The sequence below is a fragment of the Paractinoplanes deccanensis genome, assembly GCF_016862115.1.
GTDB lineage: Bacteria > Actinomycetota > Actinomycetes > Mycobacteriales > Micromonosporaceae > Actinoplanes > Actinoplanes deccanensis.
Map to the genome: position 1 here is coordinate 204576 of NZ_BOMI01000021.1, position 25594 is coordinate 230169.

At 72.1% G+C, this 25594-nt stretch carries 10 protein-coding genes and 2 pseudogenes; 6 read left to right on the forward strand and 6 right to left on the reverse strand.

Annotated features, from left to right (window positions below; all coding sequences use genetic code 11):
- Positions 1–9 precede the first annotated feature (9 nt).
- Together Ade02nite_RS07270 and Ade02nite_RS07275 are read right to left on the reverse strand one after the other, a co-directional pair.
- On the reverse strand, positions 10–1263 hold the full coding sequence (locus Ade02nite_RS07270) for a diaminopimelate decarboxylase family protein (protein ID WP_239168592.1): 1254 nt from the start codon (positions 1261–1263) through the stop codon (positions 10–12).
- 17 nt (positions 1264–1280) lie between these two features.
- Positions 1281–2252 (reverse strand): annotated as a pseudogene (locus Ade02nite_RS07275) (pyridoxal-phosphate dependent enzyme); the annotation flags it as partial.
- 237 nt (positions 2253–2489) lie between these two features.
- Here Ade02nite_RS07275 and Ade02nite_RS07280 point away from each other — a divergent pair.
- Complete coding sequence (locus Ade02nite_RS07280; RefSeq protein WP_203760747.1) at positions 2490–9296, forward strand: non-ribosomal peptide synthetase/MFS transporter; 6807 nt, start codon at positions 2490–2492, stop codon at positions 9294–9296.
- Positions 9297–9309: 13 nt separating this feature from the next.
- Here the strand turns inward: Ade02nite_RS07280 and Ade02nite_RS07285 are convergent, their stop codons facing one another.
- The 3 genes from Ade02nite_RS07285 to Ade02nite_RS07295 all read right to left on the reverse strand — a co-directional run bounded on the left by Ade02nite_RS07285 (position 9310) and on the right by Ade02nite_RS07295 (position 12064).
- A complete protein-coding gene (locus Ade02nite_RS07285) occupies positions 9310–10137 on the reverse strand; it encodes an alpha/beta fold hydrolase (RefSeq protein WP_203760748.1) in 828 nt (275 codons plus the stop codon).
- A 159-nt stretch (positions 10138–10296) separates the two neighbouring features.
- The gene (locus tag Ade02nite_RS07290) at positions 10297–10884 is read right to left on the reverse strand and encodes a DUF234 domain-containing protein (RefSeq protein ID WP_203760749.1); all 588 of its coding nucleotides are present in this window, start codon (positions 10882–10884) and stop codon (positions 10297–10299) included.
- A gap of 346 nt (positions 10885–11230) precedes the next feature.
- Positions 11231–12064, reverse strand: coding sequence for a class I SAM-dependent methyltransferase (locus Ade02nite_RS07295; protein ID WP_203760750.1), 834 nt, complete (start codon positions 12062–12064; stop codon positions 11231–11233).
- An 818-nt stretch (positions 12065–12882) separates the two neighbouring features.
- Here Ade02nite_RS07295 and Ade02nite_RS07300 point away from each other — a divergent pair.
- From Ade02nite_RS07300 to Ade02nite_RS07320, 5 genes and pseudogenes are all read left to right on the forward strand, one after another.
- A complete protein-coding gene (locus Ade02nite_RS07300) occupies positions 12883–13926 on the forward strand; it encodes a multicopper oxidase domain-containing protein (RefSeq protein ID WP_203760751.1) in 1044 nt (347 codons plus the stop codon).
- The gene (locus tag Ade02nite_RS07305) at positions 13923–17831 is read left to right on the forward strand and encodes a ThuA domain-containing protein (RefSeq protein WP_203760752.1); all 3909 of its coding nucleotides are present in this window, start codon (positions 13923–13925) and stop codon (positions 17829–17831) included. The genes Ade02nite_RS07300 and Ade02nite_RS07305 overlap by 4 nt, the downstream gene beginning before the upstream one ends.
- A pseudogene (locus Ade02nite_RS07310) lies at positions 17828–19093 on the forward strand (OmpL47-type beta-barrel domain-containing protein); the annotation flags it as partial. The gene Ade02nite_RS07305 and the pseudogene Ade02nite_RS07310, both read left to right, overlap by 4 nt.
- Before the next feature lie 227 nt (positions 19094–19320).
- On the forward strand, positions 19321–20283 hold the full coding sequence (locus tag Ade02nite_RS07315) for a hypothetical protein (protein WP_203760754.1): 963 nt from the start codon (positions 19321–19323) through the stop codon (positions 20281–20283).
- 258 nt (positions 20284–20541) lie between these two features.
- Positions 20542–20973: a winged helix-turn-helix domain-containing protein gene (locus Ade02nite_RS07320; RefSeq protein ID WP_203760755.1), complete on the forward strand. Its 432-nt coding sequence runs from the start codon at positions 20542–20544 to the stop codon at positions 20971–20973.
- A gap of 54 nt (positions 20974–21027) precedes the next feature.
- Here the strand turns inward: Ade02nite_RS07320 and Ade02nite_RS07325 are convergent, their stop codons facing one another.
- Entirely contained in the window at positions 21028–25428 is a 4401-nt protein-coding gene (locus Ade02nite_RS07325) for a S8 family serine peptidase (protein ID WP_203760756.1), read from the reverse strand.
- Positions 25429–25594 lie beyond the last annotated feature (166 nt).

Sequence of the window (25594 nt, forward strand, 5' to 3'; positions counted from 1 at the left end):
CCGGTGGGGTCACCGCGTCGAGGTGGCTGCCATGCGGAGGATCCGGGGCTCGAAATCGAGCGTGGCGAAGTAGTCGTCCACCGTCTCGGCGCGGCGGATCAGCTCCACCGAGCCGTCCGCGTGCAGCAGCAGCTCCTGCGGGCGCAGCCGTCCGTTGTAGACGGACGCCATGGCGTGGGCGTGCGCGCCGGTGTCGTGCACGACCAGCAGGTCGCCCTCGCCGACGGGTGGCAGGTCGCGCTGCGCGGCCAGGCGGTCGATGTCGGTGCAGAGCGAGCCGACGACGTCCACCGTCTCGGCCGGGGCGTCCCCGGCGAACGGGGCGGTGACCTGGTGGTGGACGCCGGGGTAGACGACCGAGCGCAGCAGCGCGTTCACGGTGGTGTCGACGCCGACGACCTCGCGGTACTTCGACATGCGGTTGATCACTCGGGTCACCAGCACGCCGTGCGGGCCGGTCATGTAGCGGCCGTTCTCGAAGCAGATGCGCGGCCGGAAGCCGGTGGGCCAGGCGGCGACCCGGGCGCGGATCGCGGCGGCCAGCGCCGTCAGGTCGAGGGGTTCCTCGCCCGGCCGGTACGGGATGCCCATGCCGCCGCCGACGTTGAGCAGCGTGACCTCCACGCCGAGCCGCTGCGCCTGCTCCGCGAGCAGGTCGAGGGCGAAGAGCGTGGGTTCGGCGGTACGGAAGTTGGCCGCGATCATCATGTGCAGCCCGGCGGAGCGCACGCCGTGACGCGCGGCCCTGGCGCAGACGGCGCTCAGCCGCTCGACGGGGATGCCGAACTTCGCGGTGTGCGGGTGGCCGAAGAGCTTGGCGTCGAAGTCCGGCGCGAGCCGGCCGGGGTTGACCCGGAAGCCCAGCGTGGCCGGCACCGCGTCCGCGGCGATCAGCTTGTCCAGCGCCGCCTCGTCGTCGATCGTGACGAACGCGCCCGCGCTCAGGGCGGCGAGCAACTCCGCCGTCGTGGTGTTGTTGGACGTGAAGAACAGGTCCCGCGAGAACGGCCGGGCCAGCTCGATCTCCGGCAGCGAGGAGCAGTCGAAGCCGAAGCCGTGCGCGGCGAGCCGGCGCAGGATCGCGGGGTTGGGCAGCGCCTTGACGGCGAAGTACTCGCGGCAGTCCAGCCCGGCGAAGGCGGCGGTGAACGCGGTCGCCGTCGCGTCGATGCCGGCCGCGTCGTAGAGGTAGAACGGTGTCCCGAACCGCTCGGCCACGTGCGGCAGCACGGCGCGCAGGCGGCTGTCGAAATCGTCACTCATCGGCATGGTGTCTCCTAGACCGTGGCTTCGGCGTGCTCGTGGCCGGCGAACCCGTGGACGGTCATCCAGTCGTCGTTGAAAATCTTGGACAGGTAGCCGCGCCCGCCGTCGGGCAGCAGCACGACCACGACGTCCGCCGGGCCGAGCCGCTCGGCGACCCGCAGCGCGCCGGCCATCGCGGCGCCGCTCGACCCGCCGACCAGCAGGCCCTCGTCGCGGGCGAGCCGCCGGGTCATCGCGAACGCCTCGGCGTCGGTCACCGTGACGATCTCGTCGGGCACCGATGGGTCGTGGGTGACCGGGAGGAAGTCCTGGCCGATGCCCTCCACCAGGTAGCCCTGGCCGTCGCCGCCGGCGTAGACGGAGCCCTCGGGGGCCACCCCCACGACGCGCACGGCGCCCATCCGCTTGAGGTAGCGGCCGGTGCCGTTGAGCGAGCCGCCGGTGCCCAGCCCGGCGACGAAGTGGGTCACCCGCCCGTCGGTGTCGCGCCAGATCTCCGGCCCGGTGGTCGCGGCGTGGCTGGCCGGGCCGTCCGGGTTGGTGTACTGGTCGGGCTTCCACGCGCCGTCGATCTCGGCGGCCAGGCGGTCGCTGACCGAGTGGTACGAGTCCGGGTGGTCCCGCGGCACCGTCGACGGGCAGACCACGACCTCGGCACCGTACGCCCGCAGGACGTCCCGCTTGTCCTGGCTGACCCGGTCGGGGCAGACGAAGACGCAGCGGTACCCCTTGCCGTGCGCGGCGAGCGCCAGGCCGGCGCCGGTGTTGCCGGAGGTCGGCTCGACGATGGTGCCGCCGGGCCGCAGGCGGCCGTCCCGCTCCGCCGCCTCGATCATCCGGATCGCGACCCGGTCCTTCACCGACCCGCCCGGGTTCAGGTATTCGACCTTGGCCAGCACGGTGGGGGAGACGTGCGCCGCGACCCGCCGCACCTGGACGAGGGGGGTGTTGCCGATGAGCTCGACGATGGACCTGGCAAAACGCATGCGTGGCATCGTCACACGCCTTTTCGCCGGCGATCCAGAACCATATCGATACTTCGTCACGCATAAATTAGTTGTTCACTAATGGCATTAGCCGGCCTGCCAATCCGATAGGTTTTCCGGAGGCGCTGGGCAGCCATTCCGGCCGAGCCTGCGGAGACCATCCCAGGTCGCGCGAATTCAGCATCCGATCATGCGCCGTTCGTGCGTCCGTCCACTGTGTTGTCCAGGGTCTCGGCCATGGATCCTCTGGTGCTCATCGCCGAGCAGTCCCGGACGCGCCCCGGCGCCCCGGCTCTCGCCGACGGCGACGGTTCTCTCGGCTACGGCGACCTGGTGGCGTGGGCGGGCGGCGTGACCTCCGCACTGCGCGAGGCCGGCGTCCGCGAGGGCGATCTGGTCGGCCTGCTGATGCCGCGCGGTCGCGAGGCGATCGTCGCCATGCTCGGCATCCTCGGCGCCGGGGCGGGCTACGTGCCGCTGGATCCGGCCTATCCGGCGGCCCGGCTGGCCGCGATGGTGCAGGACGCCGGCCCGCGGCTGATCCTGACCGGCGCCGATGGTGCCGCGCCGGCGGTGCCGGGCGGCGTGCCGGCCCTGCCGATGCCCACGTGCCGCGCGAGCCTGCCGGCCGGGGAGCCGGCGCCGGAGCTGCCCGCGTACGCCGTCTTCACGTCCGGCTCGACCGGCCGTCCCAAGGCGGTGCTCGTCCCCCGGCGGGCGCTGGCGGCCTTCCGCGCCGGTGCCGCCGAGCGCTACGCGGTGACCGCCGAGGACCGGTGGCTGCACTTCGCGCCGATCAGCTTCGACGCCAGCGTCGAGGAGATCTTCGTGCCGCTCGCCGCGGGCGCGACCGTGGTGATCCGCGACGACGAGATGATCAGCCGGCCGGACCTGTTCCTGAGGCGGTGCGCGCAGCTCGGCGTGACGGTGCTCGACCTGCCGACCTCGTACTGGCTCGAAGTGCTCCGGGCCCTGGACCGCGGCGAGGCGGAGCTGCCGGGCTCGGTGCGCCTGGTGATCATCGGCGGCGAGGCGGTCACCGCCGCGGCGGTGCGCGACTGGCAGCGGGTCGCCGGCCCCTCGGTGACGCTGCTCAACACGTACGGCCCGACCGAGACCACCGTCGTGGTGACCGTGGCCGACCTGACCACCTGGACCGGGGACGGGCCGGTGCCGATCGGGCGGCCGCTGGCCGGCGTGGCCTACCGCGTGCTCGACGACGGCGAGCTGGTCATCGGCGGGCCGACCGTGGCCACCGGCTATCTGCACCGGCCCGAGCTGACCGCGGAGCGCTTCGCGGGCGGCGAGTACCGCACCGGCGACCGGGTGCGCCGGGGCGGCGACGGGCAGCTGGAGTACCTGGGCCGGATCGACCGGCAGCTCAAGGTTCGCGGCTTCCGCGTGGAGCCGGGCGAGGTGGAGGCCGCCCTCTGCCGGCTGCCGGGGGTGAGCGACGCGGTGGTGCTCGGCGATGGGGACCGGCTCGTGGCCCACCTGCTGACGAGCGAGGACGTCTCCCCCGTACGGGCGGCACTGTCCGCGGAGTTGCCGGCGCACCTGGTTCCGGCGGCGTTCGTCGCGCACGAGTCGTTTCCCCGGACGCCGCAGGGCAAGAACGACCGGGCCGCGCTCGCCGCCGCCAACCCGCCGCGCCCCGCGCAGGCCGGCACCGGTATCGCTGGGCTGTGGCGGCGGCTGCTGCCCGGGGACGGTGACGACTTCTTCGCCGCGGGCGGGGACTCGCTCGTCGCCGTGCGCCTGCTGAGCGCGCTGCGCGGCGAGTTCGGCGTGTCCATGACGCTGGGCGAGCTCTACGCCGACCCGACCCTGGCCGCCGTCGAGGCGGCGGAGCGCGCCGGGGCGGCCGGCGGCTGGGCGCACCACGACGAGACGAGGCCGCTGCCGCTCACCCCGTTGCAGCGCGAGTTCTGGATCGCCGAGCAGATCAGCGCGGACCGCCCCGTGCACACGCTGCGCCTGCGCTACCGCTTCTCGCAGCCGCCGGAGCCCGCTCGGCTGCGCCGCGCCCTCGACGAGATGAGCCGCCGCCATCCGATGCTGCGGGCGCGGGTGACGACCATCGGCGACGAGCCGCATTTCGTCTTCGCGGACGGCGTCACCATCCCGCTGACCGAGCACGACGAGCCGTTCGACCTGGCGACCGCTCCGCTGGCGCGGGCCCGGCTGTGCGGCGAGGAGCTGCTGCTGACCGTGCACCACCTGGTCTTCGACGGCTGGTCGGCCGGCCTGTTCGGCGCCGAGCTGGCCGAGCTCTACCGCGGCGGCGCCCCGGAGCCGGCCGCGGCGCCCCTGCCGATCCGGCCCCGGCGGCGCGACGACGACGGCTATTGGCGCGACCGGCTCTCCGACGTGGACCTGGACGCCGAGCTGCCGGCCGACCGGCCGCGCCCGCAGGCGCCCGTCCACACCGCCGCCCGGCTCTCCCGCGACCTCGACCCGGCCGAGGTGTCGCGGTGGCAGGACTTCGCGCGGGCCCGGCGGTCGAGCCTGTTCACGCTCCTGTTGACCGGGCTGCAGACGTTGCTGCACCGCTACACCGGCAAGCGCGACGTGACGGTGCTGGCGACCGTGGCCGGCCGGACCGGCCCGGCGCTGGAGCACCACATCGGCATGGCGATCAACGTGCTTCCCGTGCGAGGCACCGTGTCCGGCGACCTGAGCTTCGGCGACCAGCTCGCCCGTACGACCCGGGACGTCACCGCCGACCTCGAGCACCAGGACGTCGCCTTCCCCGACATCCTCGCCGCCGCCGGGCGGCGCAACCTCAACGGCGGCACCGGGCTGGGCCCCGTGGTGCTGATCGTGCACAACACCCCGGCGGGCGACTCGGCGGAGCTGCGGTACGACGGCGACATCGGCCCCACCACGACGATGGACCACCTCACCATCGGGCTCGACCTGACGGCCCGCGGCGCCACGCTGAACGTCGACTACGCCACCGACCTCTACGACCGTGAACGCGTCGAGGCGCTGACCCGGCACCTGCTCGCCCTGGTCGCCGCCGGCACGGCCGAGCCGAGCACGCCGGTGGCCGAGCTGCCGATGCTCGACGAGGCCGAGCACGACCTGATCGTGCGGCAGTGGAACGACACCGCGTTCGAGCTCACCGGCGAGGTCGCCGTGCAGCAGTTCCTCGAACGGATCGCGGCCGCCACCCCGGACGCGCCGGCGCTGAGCCACCTCGGCGAGACGATCGGCTACGGCGAGCTGAACGCCCGCGCCAACCGCGTCGCCTGGGCGCTGCGGGAGCGCGGCGTCGCGCCCGGCGACCGGGTGGCGATCTGCCTCGACCGCGGGATCGAGCTGTTCGTGGCGATGTGGGGCGTGCTCAAGGCGGGCGCCGCCTACGTGCCGCTCGACCCGGCCTATCCGCCGGAGCGGCTCGACTACATGCGCGCCGACAGCCGGTCGCGGGTTCTGATCCGGCACGGCGAGGGCGAGGGCGTGCTCGACCCGCGCACCACCGGATCCTGCCCGGACACCGATCCGCCGCTGGTCACCGGCGCCGGCGATCCCGCGTACGTCATGTACACCTCAGGCTCGACCGGGCGCGCCAAAGGCGTCGTGGTCAGCCACGGCAACCTCGTGCACGCCGTACGGATGTGGCAGCGGGCCTACGACCTGAGCCCGGAGTGGACCTACCAGCAGCAGGCCAGCTTCTCGTTCGACATGTTCGTGTGCGAGACGTTCCGGGCGCTGTGCACCGGCGGGCGGCTCGTCGTCGTGCCCCGCGAGACGCTGCTCGACCCGGCCGGGTTCTACGGCCTGATGCGCGACGAGCGGGTGCAGTGCACCGAGCTCGTGCCGGCGGTGCTGCGGATGCTGCTGGAGCACGTGGAGGAGACCGGTGGCGACCTGAGCTTCGTCCGGCTGCTGGTCTGCGGTGGCGAGAAGTGGCACGTCGGCGAGTTCCGGCGGGCGCGGGCGCTGGTCGGCGGGCGGGTCGTCAACGCGTACGGCGTCACCGAGGCGACGGCGGACAGCACCTACTTCGACGGCTCCGTCGACCACCTGCCCGCGGAGGCCCCGCTGCCGATCGGCAGGCCGTTCCCCAACTGCCGGGCGTACGTGCTCGACGAGCACCGCCGGCCGGTGCCGCCGGGCGTGGTGGGCGAGCTCTACCTCGGCGGGCTCGCCGTCGCGACCGGCTACTTCGACCGGCCCGAGCTGACCGCCGAGCGGTTCGTCCCCGACCCGTTCGCCGGCGGCGACGCGCGCATGTACAAATCGGGCGACGCGGCCCGCTACCACCGCGACGGCCTGATCGACTTCCTCGGCCGGCTCGACGACCAGGTGAAGATCAACGGCTATCGGGTCGAGCTGGGCGAGGTGGAGGCGGCGCTCGGCGCGCTGCCCGGGGTCGCGGCCTGCGCGGCCGCGGTGCACACCGGCGCCTCCGGCCTCACCCAGCTGATCGGCTACGTCGTCGCGCGGGCCTCCGCCTCGGCCTCCGCCCCGGCCTCCGCCCCGGCCTCCGCCTCGGCCTCCGCCCCGGCCTCCGCCTCGGCCGAGCAGGAGCTGCGGGACGCGCTCGCCAAGGTGCTGCCCACCCACATGGTGCCGGCCCGCATCGTCTTGCTGGACGCGCTGCCGCTGAGCCCGAACGGCAAGATCGACCGGCGCGGGCTTGCGGCGCCGGCGCCCTCGGCGGCCCCGCCCGCGCCGCCGCGGACGCCGACCGAGAAGCGCCTCGCGGCGGCCTGGCGCGAGACGCTCGGCCTGGACCAGCTCGGCATCGACGACAACTTCTTCGCCGTCGGCGGTGACTCCTTCGCCGCGGTCAAGCTCGTCCGCCGGCTCGACCCCGCGCCGGCCCTCGTCGACCTCTACCAACATCCCACGGTACGAGGGCTGGCCGCGTTCCTCGACGCGTCCGCTCCGCAGGGCCGGCCCATGCTCTATCGGCTGTCGCCGTCCGAGGGTGCCCGGACGGTCGTGGCGGTGCCCTACTCGGGCGGCAGCGCCATCGCGTACCAGCCGCTGGCCGACGCGCTGCCCGCCGGCTGGGCGCTGCACGCCGTCGAGCTGCCGGGCCACGACCGCAACCGGCCGTTCGAGCCGCTCGAACCCGCGGCCCGGGTGGCCGAGCGGGTCGTGGCCGAGATGAGGGACCTGCCCGGCCCGATCGTCCTCTACGGACACTGCCTCAGCGTCGCCATCACCGTCGAGATCGCGCGCCAGGCCGAGGCGTCCGGCATCGAGCTGGCCGGCGTCGGCCTCGGCGCGGGCCTGCCGACCGCGCGGCTCACCGGGCCGGTCCTCGACTGGTTCACCCGGCTCCAGCGGATGGGCTCGAAGCGCGAGTACATCGAATACCTGCGCGGGCGCGGCGGCTTCACCGACGTCGACGACCCGGAGGAGCAGGCGTTCGTCGTCCGCAACGTCAAGCACGACGAGCGCGACGCCGAGGAGTACTTCACGGCGGCGTACCGCGGCGATCCCGGCCCGAAGCTGACGGCGCCGGTGGTGAGCGTCATCGGCCAGCGCGACCGGGTCACCGACCACTACCAGGAGCGGTACAGGGAGTGGGAGCACTTCGCGGCCGACGTCTCGCTGACCGTGCTGCCCGGCGCGGGCCACTTCTTCATCAAGTCGCACGCCGCCCAGCTCGCCGCCGTCCTCACCGAGCTGAAGCCGTCCCGGTCACCGGCACCCCCGCCGGCTCCGGTTCTCGAGCCGAGCGTCCGCCGCTTCGGCATCGTCGCGCTCGGCCAGTTCGTCTCCATGGTGGGCAGCGGCCTGAGCTCGCTCGTCCTGAGCATCTGGGTCTACCAGCGCACCGGATCGCTCACCCAGTTCGCCGTGCTCAGCGCCATCGGCCTGCTCCCCGGCATCCTTGCCGGTCCGCTCGCCGGGGCGGTGGCCGACCGCTGGGACCGCCGCCGCGTCATGCTGGCGAGCGACCTGACGGCGGCGATCGCGATGGCCGCGGTGGTCGCCGTGATGCTCGCCGGCACCGTGCAGCAATGGCACCTCTATCTGGCCGTCACCGTCACCTCGCTGGCCGGGGCCTTCCAGCGGCCCGCCTACCTGGCCGCCGTCGCGCAGCTCGTCCCCAAGCGCTACCTCGGCCACGCGGTCGGCATCACCCAGCTGGGCGTGGCCGCCGGCACCACCTTCGCCCCGATGATCGGCGCGGCGCTCTTCGGCGTGGTCGGCCTGACCGGCGTCCTGCTGCTCGACGTCGCCTCGTTCCTCACCGGGGTGCTCACCCTGCTGTGGGTGCGCTTCCCCGACCGCCTCTGGCGCCGCCGCGAGGAGCCGTTCCGCACCGAGGTGGCGGCCGGCTGGCGCTACCTGAGCAAGCGCCCGGCGCTGCGCGCGGTGCTGCGCTACTTCGTCGTCGACCACGTGCTCTACACGCTCGGCTTCGCCGTCATCACCCCGCTGCTGCTGATCGAGCACTCGCCGCTGGCCCTCGGCGCGGTGCTCAGCGCGGGCGGCGTCGGCGGCCTGGCCGGCGCCCTGCTGATGACCCTCTGGGGCGGCACCGCCCGCCGTGCCTCGGGACTCATCGTCTTCATGGGCGTGTCCAGCCTCGGCATGACGGTCATCGGCGCGGGCACCAGCGTCACCACGGCCGTCGCCGGCATGTTCCTGCTCACCTTCGGCGAGGTGCTGGCCGAGTCGCACTGGATCGCGGTGGTGCAGAACAAGGTCGGCTTCGACCTCCAGGGCCGCGTCCTCGCGGTCTTCCTCACCCTGATGATGCTCACCATGCCGGTCGGCTACCTGGTGGTCGGCCCGCTGGCCGAACGGTACGTCGAGCCGCTGCTCGCACCGGGCGGCGCGCTCGCCGGCACGGTCGGCCCGATCTTCGGCACGGGGGAGGGGCGCAGCCTGGCCCTGCTGGTCGCGGTCAGCGGCCTGCTCCAGATCGCGTGGTGCGTGCGAGGCTGGTACGACCGGCGCGTCCACTTCGTCGAGGACGCGCTGCCCGACGCCCTGCCCCCGGCCGAGGTCGGCGACCGCGACACGCTGCAGCGCCAGGCCGACGACCTGCTGGAGGCCGGCCGGCGCTGACAGCGGTGCGGGCTCAGCCCTGCTTGATCCAGTCGAGGATGTCCTGGTCGAGCCGCTCCTGGTAGTCGCCCTGGATGCCGTGCGGCGCGCCCTCGTACACCTTGAGCGTGCCGTCCTTGACGAGCGTGATGGACTTCAGGGCGGCGTCGCCGATCGGCACGATCTGGTCGTCGTCGCCCTGCGCGATCAGGATCGGCACGGTGAGCGCCCTGAGGTCCTCGGTGAAGTCGGTCTCCGAGAACGCCTTCACGCAGTCGTACGCGGCGGCGAGGTTGACCAGCATGCCCTGGCGCCAGAAGTCGTCCTTGTCGCCCTGCGAGACGGCGCGGCCGTGGTTGGCCCCGAAGAAGCTCTCCGACAGGTCCTTCCAGAACTGCGACCGGTCCTTGAGCACGTTCGCCCGGATGCCGTCGAACACCTCGATCGGCAGCCCCTCCGGGTTCGCGTCGGTCTTGACCATGAGCGGGGGCACGGCGCCGGCGGTGACGATCCGGGCGACCCGGCCCTGTGCCTGGCCGTACTGCGCGGCGTACCGGACGACCTCGCCGCCGCCGGTCGAGTGCCCGACGAGGATGACATCGCGCAGATCCAGCGCCTCGATGACGGCGGCGAGATCCCGGGCGTACGTGTCCATGTCGTTGCCGGTGTACGTCTTCTGCGACCGGCCGTGCCCACGGCGGTCGTGCGCGATGGCCCGGTAGCCGGCGTCGGCGAACTTCTTGAGCTCGACCTGCCACGCGTCGGAGCTGAGCGGCCATCCGTGGCTGAGCACGATGGGCTGCCCGGTGCCCTGCTCGGTGTAGTAGATCTCGACTCCGTCGGGGGTGGTGATGAACGGCATCGGGGCTTCCTCCTGCGTGTAGCGATCGTGCTGACGGCGCGGTTGTTGCCCGCCGAAGCACCTACCCGAACCGGTTCTTGCCACTGCTCACACTTTCTCAGAATCGCGTTTCGCCTGGTCAGAGTTGGGGTCTTCCCCCAGTGGCGATGGAGGCCAGCCCTACCTCTCCCAGGCCGCGACCACGTCCTGCGGACCCCGGACGAGATCTGCCGCGCCGTCTGGCAGGTCCACGCCGGACCGGCTGACCACGGCCAGCCCGCCGCTCGCGGCGTCGAAACCGGGAACCTGGCGGGCGCCTTCGCGCAGCCGGTGCAGATCGTGCCCGTCGAACGGCGATCCCAGCCATTTCACCGACCCGCAGAAGAAGACCCGCTCCGCGACGGGCGCGCCGTCGGCGCCGACCAGGTCGATCTCCGGGTCGAACCGCCTGTTCCACCAGCCGCCCACGACCCGCGCCTCCGGCCACGGCAGCGCCTCGATGACCGCCGCCTCCTCCAGCGAGGCGCGGACCAGCGGCTCGACGGCCCGGCCACGCCAGCTGCTCCACCGCTTCTGGAAGAGGGCGTACGCGGCGTCGGGTCGTCCGCGCCGGGCCAGGTCTGGCACGTGCGCAACACGTGCCAGATAGAGGCGCAGATTGCTGTCGGCGACCCGGTACAGGACAGGTTTGCCGCCGTCGGCCGACAGCGGCGCGTCGGCGGCCAGGGCCTGCTTGGCGTCGGTGAGCTGCCGCAGCAGGGGAGACAACGTTCCGGACCTGATCGGGCCACCCCGCCCGCCCGCCGCGTTGCGATGTTCGCGTAGGCGCGGGCGTCCCCGCCGACCGCCTCGAAGACGCGGCGGGCCACGTCCGGATTGGGGAACTCCGACGTCAGCGACTGCTCCGGCACCGTGAAGATCGGCGAAGCCGGATCGGCGCACTCGTCACGGAGGTGGTCGTCGGCGCCCGTGCCGGCCGGCCAGCGCACCAGGATGCCCGGCAGACCGCCGGTGATCAGGTGCGCGTCGATCGCGTCCGAGCCCGCCAGGCCGGCCGCGGCGGCGGTCTCCGCGAGACTCAGGGGCCCGAGGACGAGCGTGTCCCACACCTACCTTACCGCTTGGCGTGAGCCAGCATGGACAGGCGGCTCGGGTGAAGGGCGTCGCCGCGGCGCCACAGCTGTGGGGGCAGGGCCTGGGTCTGGTCGAGGTGGTGGATGTCGTGGAAGCCGTGGGTGGCGAGCAGCGCGGTCATCTCGGCGGGCGTGAAGTAGCTCAGCCACGGCTCGCCCTGGGCGGCGGAGAAGGAGGCGACCGCGTCGGCGTACGCCTGGCCGGGCTGGTCGCGCAGCGCCGGCGGCAGGAGGTAGTCGAGGACCAGGCGGCTGCCGGGGGCGAGTGTGGCGAGGGCGGCGACGGTGGGGGCGGTCGCGTCCGGCGTGAGGTACATGGTGACGCCCAGCCAGCTCACCAGGGCGGGGCGGGCGGGGTCGAGTCCGGCGGCGAGCAGGGCGGGGAGGAAGCTCTCCTTCTCCAGGTCGACCGGGACGTGGATGAGCGGGCCGAGCGGCGACAGGCCGGCGGTGGCGAGGCGTTCCCGCTTGTCGGCCTGAGTGGCGGGGTGGTCGACCTCGAAGACGTGGATGCCGGCGGCCAGCGGGGAGCGGTAGGCGAACGAGTCGAGGCCGGCGCCGAGGATCACGTACTGGCCGAAGCCGGTCAGCAGGGTCTCGGTCAGGCGGGAGCGGATGGTCGCCTGGGTGCGGGCGCCGGCGAGCACCGGGTGGGCGCCGTGCCGGCGGTGGTGGTCGATGAGCTCGGCGGAGCGGCTGCCGAGCAAGGGCGCGGCCAGCGTGTCGGCGAAGATGTGCGGCTCGGCGTCGACGAGGAGGTGGGCGGCGCGGGCCGCCGCCGCGCTCAGCGCGGTGGCGCTTGCTGAATTCTGCATGGCGCCCGAGCCTAGACAAAAGCGTTCCTCATCATAGCGCAGAACATTTCTTTGTTCTAGATCCACATGGTTCATTCCGCTGGCCCGATTGGTTGACAACGGTGCGTAGGCACGCAATGAAATGGGCGGCTGCGCGAGACAGAACGTTCCTTCCGCCCCAGGTGCGGCGTTGGTAGGCCGGCCGTGGCTTTGGGCCGTCCCCGGTCTGCTTCCGGAGCGCACCGCATCCACTCGCGTGAGATGGAACGGTCATTCTGCCGCTCGATGCGGAGCCAGAGGCTTGGGCTCACGAGATCCCGCACTCGCGGGGAGACACAACGTTCGTTCTGTCGATGGGTACGGAGTCGGGGCGGGGGCTCGCGCGGTCCCTCGGTCTCCGCGAGACAGAACGTTCGTTCTGGTGTGGATCGGGTGCGCGATGGGCGTTCGTCGAGGCGAAGTCCCCTGGCCGCCACGTTCCGGCGGCGGCGTGGGGCCGGCGGGGTCGGACGTGATTCAGGCCGACGGAACGTTCTGGCGAAAGATCAGTGGGCTGGGAGCGGCCCCCGCGGCGTGGGGCCCACCGCCGTGTCGGTCCCGCGACCGCGCGGGCACTTTCCGCTACGAGACCTTTACTTCCGTCGATATGAGTCATAGGTTGCTCGCAACGGACCGAAGTTTTTACTTCTCTGAGAAAAGTCCGAAACACGCGCACCGCGGTCGATCGACGGCCCGGCGCGGGCGGGTGCCGTGGCGACGACGGTACTCGCGCACCCCTGCACGCACACCTCTCTCGAACGAGGGCAACCCGGCGCAGCCGGGGACGACGGAGGACGCGTATGGACGACAACGTTGTCAACGCTGACGATGACAAGCAGGAACACCAGCAGTTACGCCGCCGGTCGCTGCTCGCGGCGGCCGGGGTTCTCGGCCTGACCGGCGGGGCGGTCGCGGTGGCGACCACGACGCGCGGCGAGCCTGCCCGGGCGGCGGCGGGCGTGACCCGGAAAATCACCATCTACGCGGAGGCGCTGCCCAACAACCAGTTCGGCTACGGCCTGACGCCGGGCGGCGCGACCATCCCGGGGCCCGTCCTCGAGATGTACGAGGGCGACACCCTCGAGATCACCTTGGTCAACACCACCAGCCAGCGGCTCTCCATCCACCCGCACGGTGTCGACTACAGCACCGACTCCGACGGCGCGCCGTTCAACGGCTCCTTCAACGCGCCGGGCGAGACGCGGACGTACGTCTGGCGGTCGCACGAGATGACCGCGGCCGCGGGGCGGCGGTTCATGCCGGGCAGCGCCGGCTACTGGCACTACCACGATCACGCGATGGGCACCGACCACGGCACGGCCGGGCTGGTGCGAGGGCTCTACGGGGCGCTCATCGTGCGGCGGCGCGGCGACATCCTGCCCGACAAGCAGTTCACTGTCGTGTTCAACGACATGCTGATCAACAACAAGGCGGCGCCGGACACGCCGATGTTCGAGGCGAACCTCGGGCAGCGGGTCGAGTGGATCGCGATCGGGCACGGCAGCCTGTTCCACACGTTCCACCTGCACGCGCACCGGTGGGCGGACAACCGCACCGGCATGCTCGAGAGCCTCACCGACCCGAGCCAGGTGATCGACAACAAGGACCTCAACCCGGGCAGCTCGTTCGGGTTCCAGGTGCTGGCCGGTGAGGCCGTCGGGCCGGGCGCGTGGATGTACCACTGCCACGTCCAGTCGCATTCGGACACCGGCATGGCCGGGATCTTCCTGGTCCGCAACGCCGACGGCAGCATGCCGCCCGGCGCCCAGGAGGCGATCGACCGGTTCAAGGGCCACCAGCACAAGGCGGCGGCCACCCACGTTCATGAAGGGAGCGGCTCATGAGGCAGGCCGTAGCGGTGGCGATGGCCGCGCTACTGACGATCGGGGGAGCCCCGCCTCAAGAGGCGACGGCGGCGGCCGCCGAACCGGCGAAACCCAAGGTTCTCGTCTTCTCCGGCGCGGCCGACGCGCAGCAGGATCCGGTGGTCAAGGCGACCGCGACCATCAAGGAGCTCGGCGCACAGCAGGGGCTCGAGGTCACGGCGAGCACCGACACGGCGGACTTCAACGCGGGCGACCTGGCGGCGTACCGCGCGGTGGTCTTCCTGTCGGCCGACGGCGCGGCCTTGAACGCCGGGCAGGAGGCCGCCCTGAAGGGCTTCGTCAACGCCGGGGGCGGCTTCCTCGCCATCGGCGACGCGGCCCGGGCGCAGCTCGACTCGTCCTGGTTCACCGGCCTGATCGGCACCCGGCCGGCCGGCTCGATCCCGGTGGCCCACCCGGTCGCCAAGGTGACCGCGAGCGGGGAGAACCCGCCCAACGAGATCAGCTCCAAGCTCATCGACGGTGACGCCAACACCAAGTGGCTGACCCGCACCGCGACCGGCTGGGTGACCTACGAGCTGGCGAGCCCGGCGAAGATCACCGGGTACGCGCTCACCTCGGCGAACGACTTCGACGGCCGCGACCCCAAGGACTGGACGCTGCAGGGCTCGGCCGACGGCCAGGCCTGGACCGACCTGGATCGCCGCACGGGGCAGACCTTCCCGGAGCGCTTCCAGACGCGTCGCTTCTCGGTGGCGAACCCGGCCGACTTCACGTTCTACCGGCTGAACATCACCGCCAACAGCGGCGAACCGCTGATCCAGCTGGCCGACCTGCGGCTGTTCACCGGCACCACCGAGACGCCGGCGCCGCCGGCCGTGAACCGGGCCGTGGTCGACATCGTCGACCGGCAGCACCCGGCCACGAAGGACCTCGGGCTGACCGTCACGCGCGAGGACCGGTGGAACAACTGGGATCCCAACCCGATCGGCACGGTGCACACGCTCGCGCAGGTCGAGGAGCGGCACTACAGCCCGGGTCTGGGCGCGAACGGCCCGTTCCACCCGATCTCCTGGTGCCGTGACTACGACGGCGGGCGCTCCTTCTACACCGGCATGGGCCACACCGAGGGCAGCTACGGCGAGGACCCGTTCCGCCGGCACCTGACCGGCGCGCTCGCCTGGACCAGCGGCATCACCCGCGCCGACTGCCAGGCCACGATCGCGAGCAACTACAAGGTGGAACGGCTCACCGCGGCCAACAAGACCGGCGAGCTCGACCAGATCGGCGAGCCCCACGGGCTGACGATCGCGCCGGACGGCACCGTGTTCTACGTCGGCAAGGCGGCCTGCCCGAGCGGGCCGATCGTCAGCTGGGACAACCCGGACGTCGGCCTGGGCTGCGGCACCATCCACTCGTGGAGCCCGTCCACCAAGCAGGTCAAGCTGCTGACCACCCTGCCGGTGATGGGCAACCGGGGCAGCGGCGACGAGCTGGTCAAGAACGAGGAGGGCCTGCTCGGCATCGTGCCCGACCCGAAGTTCGCCGAGAACGGCTGGCTCTACGTCTACTGGATGCCGCACGAGTCGATCGACCGGCAGAAGCGCATCGGCCAGCGGACGATCTCCCGATTCACGTATGACCGCACGGCGCAGACGATCGACCAGGGCACCCGCAAGGACCTGTTGCAGTGGCCGGTGCAGATCCACAGCTGCTGCCACGCGGGCGGCGGCATGGCGTTCGACGCCCAGGGCAACCTGTACGTCGGCTCGGGCGACAGCAACTCGTCGGGCGGCTCGAACGGCTACTCGGGCAACAACTGGACCCAGGCCTACGAGGGCGTGTCGTTCCAGGACGCGCGCCGCACGGCGGGCAACACCAACGACCTCAACGGCAAGATCATCCGCATCCACCCGGAGGCGGACGGCACCTACACGATCCCGCGGGGCAACCTCTTCCCACCCGGTACGGAGAAGACCCGGCCGGAGATCTACGTGATGGGCGTGCGCAACATCTCGCGGCTCCAGATCGACCCGAAGACGCAGTGGCTCACCGCCGGCTGGGTCGGCCCGGACGCGTCGGCGCCGAGCCCGGAGCTGGGGCCGGCCAAGTACGAGACCGCCACGATCATCACCGAGGCGGGCAACCACGGCTGGCCGTACTGCATGGGCAACCGGCAGCCGTACCGTGACCGCAGCAACACCGACGCCACGGTGCTGACCGGCTGGTACGACTGCGACCACCCGAAGAACGAGTCGCCGCGCAACACCGGCCTCGTCGACCTGCCGCCGATCAAGGACAACATGATCTGGTACTCGCCGGACGGTGGCGGCCCGGTCTTCCCGAAGCGCGACGACGGCAGCGGCATCCCGACGTACAAGGCGGCCGACGCCACGTACACCCAGCCCTATCTGCGCGGCGGGGGCCAGGCCGTGATGTCGGGCCCGACCTATCACCGGGACCTGGTCGACCCGAAGTCGACGGTGGCCTGGCCGTCGTACTGGAACGACAAGTGGTTCATCGGCGACCAGGCGAACTCGGCCAACCGGGTCGCGGTCACTGTCGATCCGGCCGGGGTGCCTCAGCAGGCCCCGCCGGCGTTCGCCGAGTCGCTGCGCGCCATCATCCCGGCGGGCGGCGGTGGCACCCAGCTCCAGTCGTGGATGGACGCCAAGTTCGGCCCGGACGGCGCGCTCTACCTGCTCGACTACGGCGGCGGCTTCTTCACCCTGCACGCCAACCAGAAGCTGATCCGGGTGACCTATCAGGGCGGGGCGCCGACCCCGGCGCCGACGGCGACAGCGGTGGCCGTGCAGGACAAGCCGCTGACGATCGCCTTCGCCGGATCACGGTCGGGCGGCCTGTCGTACAAGTGGACCTTCGGCGACGGCGGCACGTCGACCGAGGCGAATCCCCGGCACACGTACGCCCGGGTCGGCACCTACCAGGCGACGCTGACCATCACGTACGCCGGCGGGCAGACCGAGACCGTGCGGACGGCGGTCACGGTGGGGTGCGCGGTGGCGGATCCGGCCACGACCGTACGGCTGGACGCTGTCGACTCCGGTGTGCCGAACCGGGTCGTGGGCCAGGGATGCACCGTGGACGACCTGATCGACGACGAGAGCACGTGGGCCACCCACGACGCCTTCGTCCGGCACGTCACCGAGGTCACCTCGCGCCTGGCCGACGACAAGGTCCTCAGCGCCCGGGAGGTGGGCGCGCTGACCAAGGCGGCCGCGTCGTCGCCGATCGGCCGGGAAGGGCACACCGGCTACACCTCGCTCTACAACGGCACGCCGGAGTCGCTGACCGACTGGGCGCAGGCGCCCACCGGGCAGTTCACGATCCAGCCGGACGGGTCGCTGCGGCCCAGCGGCGGGCTCGGAATGCTCTACTACACCAAGCCCTTCAAGGACTTCTCGCTGACGCTGCAGTTCCGTGACGTCGCACCCGGCGACGCGCGCGGCAACAGCGGCGTCTTCACGCGGTTCCCCGACCCGCGGATCCCGCTCGACCAAAGACCCGCCGGCAGCTGCGGCACGGTCGGGTCGGCCCGCACGTCGCAGGCCTGGGTGGCGATCTACTGCGGCCACGAGATCCAGATCTACGACGGCGAGACGGGCGAGCCGCAGAAGACGGGCTCGATCTACAACTTCGACCCGAACCCGCTGAGCGCGGCCGGCGCCACCGCGAAGAACGTGTGGAACCGTTACGAGATCCGGGTCGTCGGCCAGCACTACACGATCATCCGCAACGGCAAGGTCATCAACGAGTTCGACAACACCCCCGGCAAGCAGTCGTCGCGCGCCGGTGACCCGCCGACCGACCTGCGGCAGTTCGCCGAGGGCCTGATCGGCCTGCAGAACCACAGCGACACCGACCTGGTCGACTTCCGCGACATCCGGGTGCGTGCCCTATGAAACGGTTCCTTCTCCTCCTCGCCGCGCTGATGCTCCTGTCACCGGCAGCCCCGGCCACGGCGGCGCAGACGCTGACCTGGACCGCGGACGGCGACGTGACCCGCTACAAGTCGGCGCCGGCCTCGGCCGTCGCCGGCGCCACCACCATCGTGTTCGAGAACAGCGAGGCCACCGGCAACACGGTCGGGATGCCGCACACGCTGACCTTCGACACGACGACGGCGGGCTACAACCACGACGTCACCCTCAACATCCTGGCCAACCCGTTCGACGCGAACAACGGCCGGCACGAGGCGACGGTGACCCTCACCCCGGGCAAGTACCGGTACTTCTGCTCGATCCCGGGGCACGGCACCATGGTCGGCGAGCTGGTGGTCACCCAGGGCGGCGGCGAACCCGACACGACGCCGCCCACGGTGAGCGCCCAGGCCGCCGGAAACCGGGACGGCGACGGCAACTACATCGGGTCGGCGACCGTCACGGTCACCGCGACCGACAGCGGGTCCGGTGTGGACACCGTGGAGTACTCGCTCGACGGGGGCGCGTTCCAGGCGTACACCGCGCCCGTGGCGGTGACCGCGGCCGGCGCCCACACGGTTCGGTACAGGGCGACCGACAAGTCGGGCAACGCCTCCGCCGAGGGCTCGCTGGCGTTCACCGTCGTGGCGCCGGAACCCGAGGAGGACACGACGCCGCCGACGGTCACCGCGCAGCTCGCCGGCGACCGCGACGGCGAGGGCAACTACGTGGGCACGGCCACCGCCACGCTCACCGCCACCGACGCCGGCTCGGGGGTGGCCCGCATCGAGTACTCGCTGGACGGCGCGGCCTTCACCGCGTACACCGGCGCGGTCGTCGTCGGCACGCCCGGCATGCACATGCTGCACTACCGGGCGACCGACAACGCGGGCAACACCTCGGCCGAGCAGATGGCGCACTTCACGGTCGTGGAACGGGACGACACGCCTCCCACGGTCACGGTCGAGGTCGCCGGCGAGCAGGACGACACCGGCGCCTATGTCGGCGGTGCCACGGTCACGGTGAGCGCTTCGGAAGCCGGCACGATCCAGTACTCGCTGGACACCGGCGCCTGGACGGCCTACACCGCGCCGCTGACGGTCACCGGGCTCGGCGCGCACACCGTGCGGGCCCGCGCCACGGACGCGGCCGGGAACACCTCGGCCGACGAGGCGGTGACCTTCACGGTCGTCAGCGACGGCGAGGACGGCTGCCCGGTCTCGGACACCCGGCCGACCGTCGTCATCGACGGCGAAGACACCGGTGTCCCCAACAAGGACACCGGAAACGGCTGCACCATCAACGATCTGGTCGCCGAGCACGGCGACTATCCCGATCACGCCGCCTTCGTCCGGCACGTCGAGACCGTCACCGCCGCGCTCGTCACCGGCGGCACCCTCACCAAACGGCAACAGGGCGCGATCGTCCGCGCGGCCGCCCGTTCGGACATCGGATCATGAAGGGAAACTCCGTGAAACGCTATCTGGCTGCTCTCACCGCCGGCCTGACACTCTCTCTGGTCGCCGCCGCTCCGGCCGACGCCGCGCTGGTCACCTACTGCATCGGCACCGGCGGCGCGGTGACCGTGCCGAACGACCTCTACGTGCCCGCGAACGAGTCGTGCTCGCTCACCGGCACCATCGTCACCGGCAACATCAGCGTCGCGGCCGGCGCCAACCTGGTCGTCACGGGCGGCCAGTTCGCCGGCGAGGTGCGGGTGGCCGGCAACGGCTACTTCGACGCCTCGGACACCACTGTCGCCGGGCCGGTCGTGCTCGCGGCCGGCGGGTACGGCGTGTTCCTCAAGGACACGGCGAGTGGCTCGGTCACCGTACGGCCGAAGGGCACCACCACTGTCGACAGCTTCCTGTTCGCCGAGGGCAGCACGGTGACCGGCAGCGTCAACGTGCAGGCGGGCGAGGTCCGGCTCGACAAGGGCTCGGAGGTCACCGGCAGCGTCAGCAGCACCGGCACCTACTACACCGATCTGCACGACTCGTTCGTGGACGGCACCCTCTCGGTGCTCAACAGCGCCACCGGCAGCGTCGTCTGCGGCAGCTCGGTGCGGGGCAAGGCCACGTTCGCCGGCAACCTGGGCGGCGTGCAGCTCGGCCCGAACGGCGCGCTCGACTCCTGCGCGTCGGGCGGCTACTTCGGCAAGGACGTCAGCGTCACCAGCACCACGGGCGGCGTCACCGTCGACGACAACATCATCGACGGCGTGCTGACCGCGACCGGCAACACGCCGGTGGCCCAGATCGCCGCGAACAACCGCATCCGCCGGGGCGTCGTCACCGATCCGGCCCCGGCCGCGGCCGCCGCCCGGTCCGCGGCCCGTTCGGCGCCGGCGCGGGACGACGACACCGCCAAGGCCGTCGAGCGGCGCACCGGCGCCGTCCAGGAGGCCACCGCGGCGGGCCCCGCCGACCTCTGACACCCCGCGGCACACCGGCCGGCCCCGGACCCTCTCGGTCCGGGGCCGGTTCGCGTCCGCGCCGCGGTGGCGTAGATACGACATGACGCAAGATCGCCACGGCGCCCCCGGCCAGCGCACATAGCCTTATCTCGATGCCTTGTCGCGGCAACCGGGACGGCGGTTGACGGGACCGTAACAAAGCGGATTTATCGTCACCCATCGATGACGGCAGCACTGTCGGGAGGCGGGGGAATGACGGAGAGTGCGGTGCCAGCGATGGCCATCGGCATCGCGTCCTCGGCGGACGGCCGCAAGAGGCTCGCGCAGTTGCTCGGCGGCGCCGAGACGTTCGTCGTGGTGTCCACCGTGGACCAGGCGCGGCAGTTCCTCGACGTGGTGGCGCCACCGCCGGCCGAACAGGAGCCGCGCGGGCTGCGCATCGACTCCGACCGGCGGGTGCTCTGCTGGCTCGACCGGGAGGTGGCGCTCACCCCGCTCGAGCACGACTTCCTGCGCTGCCTGGTGGGCGCGCCGGGCCGGGTCTGGACGTACCAGAGACTGCACCTCGAAGTCTGGGGCAACGAGCACGTCGGCCGCGGCTCCGACATCCATTCGACGGTGCGCCGGGTGCGCGCCAAGCTCGCCCGCATCGGCGCCGGCGCGACGATCCACGCCATCCGGGGAGTCGGCATCCGCTTCGCCCTGTGAGAAACCGGCCCGCCCGCGGATCACCACAGGCGGGCCGGTCATCTCAGGGGGTGGTCAGCAGCGAACGGGCAGGAGCGCGAAGTCCTCCACCTTCGGCGCCGCGGGGTTGACCTTCGAGGTGCGGGCCTGCGGCTTCCAGCCGTCCTTGGCCGCGATCAGGGTGAGCGGGTTGTTGCGCTTGTCGAGCCAGTACGCGTACGCGCCCTGGGCGTCCGTGGCGAAGGTGAGCGACGTCGCCCACGAGTCCACCTGGACCGTGGCGCCCGCGAGCGGGGTGCCGGCGCCGCCGCCACAGGAGGCGCCGGTGACCGTACCCATCAGCTTGGCCCAGGTCTTGGGCGGCGACGCGTTCAGCGTGACACCGACCGGGGGCACCGTGTACGGGGTGTTCTCCTTGACGGTGACCAGGCCGGTGTACGTGCCCGGCTGGTCCACGGCGGCGGTGACGGTGACGGTGACCGTGGCCTTCGTGCCGGGCGCCAGCGTGAGCGACGGCTTGTCGATCGTCATCCAGCTGACGTCGCCGCCCTCGGCGCACTCCTCCAGACCGGGCAGCGCCTCGCCGCTGGTCGTGGCGGTGAACCCGCCCGAGGAGCCGCCGACCTTGTAGAAGCCGCAGGCCGCCGCGCCCCGGTAGCGGGCCGTGTTGGCGTTGGGCAGAGCGGCCCACGAGTTGGCCGCCGGGTCGTACGCGAAGCCCACGTTGGTGATCGCGTTGGCCTGCGAGCCGCCCACGACGAGCAGCTTGCCGTTCGCCACCGCGTACGACGCGGCCCAGTGGTCGGACGGCGCGTCGGCGATCGGGCTCCACGTGCCGGCGGACGGGTCGAAGGCGTAGCCGGCCTTCTGCGACGCGGAGCCGTCGTTACCGCCGGAGCAGTAGACGACGCCCTCCACGGCGCCGCAGGACGCGAACGCCAGCGACTTCGGGTAGTCCGGCAGCGTCGCCCAGCTGTCGGCCTGCGGGTCGTAGCTGACCACGTCGTTCGCCATCGGCAGGCAGGCCGCCGTGGTGCAGCCGCCGACCGCGTACAGCTTGCCGTCGGCCACCGCCTGGCCGGCGGCGGAACGCGGCGCCGGGTTGTCCGCCTTGCGGGTCCAGGCGTTCGCGGCCGGGTCGTACGACCACGTGGCCGCCTCCGGCCCGGACGGGCCCCACCCGCCGGTCGCGATGATCTTGCCGTCGACGGCGCCCACCGTCATCGCCGAGCGTGCCTCGGGCAGCTCCGCGATCGGCGACCATGCCTGGGTGGCCGGGTCGTAGACGTAGTTGGCCTTCGACGCCGCGGAACCGTCGGTGCCGCCGATCGAGTAGACCTTCCCGTCCAGGTTCACCACCCGGTTGTCCATGATCTTGGCCGGGTACTCGGCGATGGTCGTCCACGGCTCGGCCAGCGGGCCGTCCGCCGCGGCAGCCGCGGTGACGGCCTTGCCGGACGGCTTCGCCGCGAACGAGGTCGGCGCGCTCAGCCGCTGGGCCGGTGCGCCCGCCGCCGCGAGGATCTGTTCCCGCGTCGACCGGGAGCCGTCGGCCCTGAGCATCTCGAAGCCGCCGTCCCGCTCGCCGAGCTCCACCGTGACCGGCTGGGTGCCGGTGTTGGTGACGGTGAACTTCTTGTTCGTGGTGCCGTCCGGCAGCCGCAGGCCGGCGCTCAGCGCGGCCGGCGTGACCTCGAGCCGGCCGGCGCCCAGCGAGAACGTCGCCGGGGTGACCCCGTCCGCCTCGACGTCGATCGTCTGGCTGGCGCCGGCGTAGCTGCCGGCCTTGGCCTCGAACGTGTGCGCGCCGGTCTTCGTCGACAGCATCCAGAAGAAGCCGTCCGCGAGCTCGGTGTCGTCCGGCGTCGCGACGGTGGTCGCCTTCTCGGCCGGCGCGTCCTTGCTCGTGACGGTGGCGCCGTTGACGTAGCCGCCGGTGTTGGCGTCGCGGACGTGGCCGATGACCAGGCCACCCTCGGTCGGCTCGCACCAGATCCGGCTGCCGATCAGCACGTTGTCGACCGCCCAGTACCAGGCGTACGTGCCGTCGACGTAGTGGAACCGCACCTGCACCTGGGCCTTGCCCGCGGCCTGCGGGATCGCGACCTCGGTGTGCTTCGGGCCGGGCACGCCCTGCGCCTGCGAGAGCACGGTCTCCCAGGTGGCGCCGCTGTCGACGCTGAGCTCGACGTCGGTGCGCTCCGCGGCGTACTGCCGGAAGTCCTGGTCGAACCCGATCACCGGCGCGGTCACGCCGGTCAGGTCCACCACCGGGCTGACCAGCGACGTGTTCTGCGTGTTGCCGTTGCCGTACTTGTCGCTGTCGATGATGGCGAAGCCGCCCGCGCCGCCGGTGTGGTTGCCGCGGTTGCCGTCGTCGGTGAACTTCCAGACCTGGCCGTTGCCCTTGTGGTCCACGACCGACCAGCCGGCGGGCGCCGACGTGCCGTCGAAGGTCTCGTACTCGCCGTCGGTGGCGGTCACGTATCCGGGCGCCGTGGTGCAGTCGGCCGCGGACACGGGCACCGCCACGTTCTGCGTGACGTTCCTCGTGCCCACCACGACGTCCTTGGTGACCGTCTCGTATCCCGGGTACTGCGGGGTGACGGTGATTCGGTAGGTCGCGCCGGCCGGCAGCTTGACGCTGTACCGGCCGTTCGCCGGCGCGGTGTAGTCGGAGACCCCGCCCGGCCCGGCGACGGTCACCTTGGCGTAGAGCGGCCAGCCGTGACCCGAGCCGTCCGTGACCGTGCCGCCGACGGTGACCGTGGGCACCGCGGTCAGAGCCACGTCCGCCGTGCTGGTCTCGTCCTTCTCGACGGTCGCCGGCACAGTCTTCGAGCCATAGCCGTACGCCGTGACGGCCACCTGATAGTCGCCGGTGACCAGCCGCGTCGAGTACGTGCCGTCGGTCCCGGTGACGACACTGCGCTCGGCGGCGCCGGTCAGCGCCACTGTGGCGTTGGCGATCGGCGCGCCGGTGGCCGCGTCGGTGACCTTGCCGGCCAGGATGCCGGTGTCCCCGATCGGCGCGGCGGCCAGCAGGGCCAGCGCGTCGAGCCGGCCCTCGCCGAAGACGTTGTTGTCGTCGGCGGTGCCGCCGCACTGGGTGGCCTCGCTGTCGGTCGCCGTGTCGTCCAGCAGCGCCTTGGTGCCGGCCACGTCACCGGCGAGCGCCGGGGCGGCCGACCACAGCAGCGCGATCGCGCCGGCCAGGTGCGGCGCGGCCATCGACGTGCCGCTGATCGCGTTGTAGCCGTTGCCCGGCCAGCTGGAGCGCACGTTCACGCCGGGCGCGGCGATGTTCGGCTTCAGCTCGCCGTTCTGCCCGGCGCCGCGCGACGAGAACTCGGCGATCGTGTTGTCCACGCCGTACGCGCCGACCGAGTAGTTGCCGGTGAGGCTGCCCGGCGACCCGCTCGTCGTACAACTGGGCCCGATGTTGCCGTTGGACCACACGCCGAAGATGCCCGACGCCTCCCACGCGCTGGTGATGTCGTCGAAGAACGGGTCGAACGACGGCTGCGTGGTGCCCCACGAGTTGTTGATGATGTTGGGCCGCTTGCTCGCGTCCGGGTTGGCGCCCGTGTGGTCGGTGGGCTCCAGCATCCACTGACCCGACGAGATCAGCGCGGTGTCCGAGGGGCAGCAGCCGTCCGCGGCGATCCAGCGGACGCCCGGGGCGACACCGATCTGGTTGGCGCCGTCCGCGCCGGCCATCGTGCCCATCGTGTGGGTGCCGTGGCCGTTGGTGTCACAAGGAGCGCCGCCTCCGCAGGCGCTCGCGGCGTCGAACCAGTTGTAGTCGTGGGTGAAGGTGCCGTCGCCGTTGTTGCCCCGGTAGGAGCCGACCAGCGCCGGGTGGTCGAACTGGACGCCGGTGTCGATGCTGGCGACCGTGATGCCCTCGCCGGTGACGCCGTACTGCGACCAGACGTCGTCGGCGTTGATGTTCGCGACGCCCCACTCGACGGCGTTGACGGCCTTCTGGTCGACCCCCTCGCTCACCTTGGGCGCCTCGATGGCGACCGAGGGGTAGAGGCCCTCGACCTCGGAGTGCGCGGCGAGGCTCCGCACGAGATCGGCCGATCCGCCGCTGACCTTGATCGCGTTGGTGGCCCAGAAGGCCTGATACTTGGTGCCGTCCCGGTCGAGCTCGGCGCGGACGGTGCCCTGGCTGGCCGCCGCGGCCTTCTTGAGGGCGGCGGCCACGGCCGTGCCCCGCTCGTTCCAATCCTTGATCCGGCCGGCCGCGCCCAGGTCGGCCCGGCCGCCGAACCTGATCCAGAAGTCGCCGCCACCGCGCGCCGCCATCTGCGCGGCGAGCTCCGGCCGAACCTTGTCCTTCGGGGCCGCCGACGGCGCGGCTTGTGCGCCGCTCCCGCCCGCGACCAGCCCCGCGCCGGCGACGACGATCGCCACGCCCGCGGCGACCAGCGATCGGGCCGTGCGTTTGGAGTGTGGACCTGTTGCCATGCTGTCCCCTTCATGGAGTCCGGGCGCCGGACGGGTCCCGCCCGGCCACCTGGACAGCACGCTAAGATCCACAAACATCAATGCTCAAGACGCGCGATGAGCAACACGTCAGCACCCGATCAGCAATCCGCGTCCCGGCGTTTCCGTCGCGGTTGGTCACCCTCGG

What these genes read in the sequence shown, in the direction of transcription:
- Ade02nite_RS07270 (WP_239168592.1), bottom strand. Translation starts at nt 1,263, where the DNA reads ATGAGTGACGATTTCGACAGCCGCCTGCGCGCCGTGCTGCCGCACGTG.
- Ade02nite_RS07300 (WP_203760751.1), top strand. Translation starts at nt 12,883, where the DNA reads ATGGACGACAACGTTGTCAACGCTGACGATGACAAGCAGGAACACCAG.
- Ade02nite_RS07280 (WP_203760747.1), top strand. Translation starts at nt 2,490, where the DNA reads ATGGATCCTCTGGTGCTCATCGCCGAGCAGTCCCGGACGCGCCCCGGC.
- Ade02nite_RS07325 (WP_203760756.1), bottom strand. Translation starts at nt 25,428, where the DNA reads ATGGCAACAGGTCCACACTCCAAACGCACGGCCCGATCGCTGGTCGCC.
- Ade02nite_RS07285 (WP_203760748.1), bottom strand. Translation starts at nt 10,137, where the DNA reads ATGCCGTTCATCACCACCCCCGACGGAGTCGAGATCTACTACACCGAG.
- Ade02nite_RS07305 (WP_203760752.1), top strand. Translation starts at nt 13,923, where the DNA reads ATGAGGCAGGCCGTAGCGGTGGCGATGGCCGCGCTACTGACGATCGGG.
- Ade02nite_RS07320 (WP_203760755.1), top strand. Translation starts at nt 20,542, where the DNA reads ATGGCCATCGGCATCGCGTCCTCGGCGGACGGCCGCAAGAGGCTCGCG.
- Ade02nite_RS07295 (WP_203760750.1), bottom strand. Translation starts at nt 12,064, where the DNA reads ATGCAGAATTCAGCAAGCGCCACCGCGCTGAGCGCGGCGGCGGCCCGC.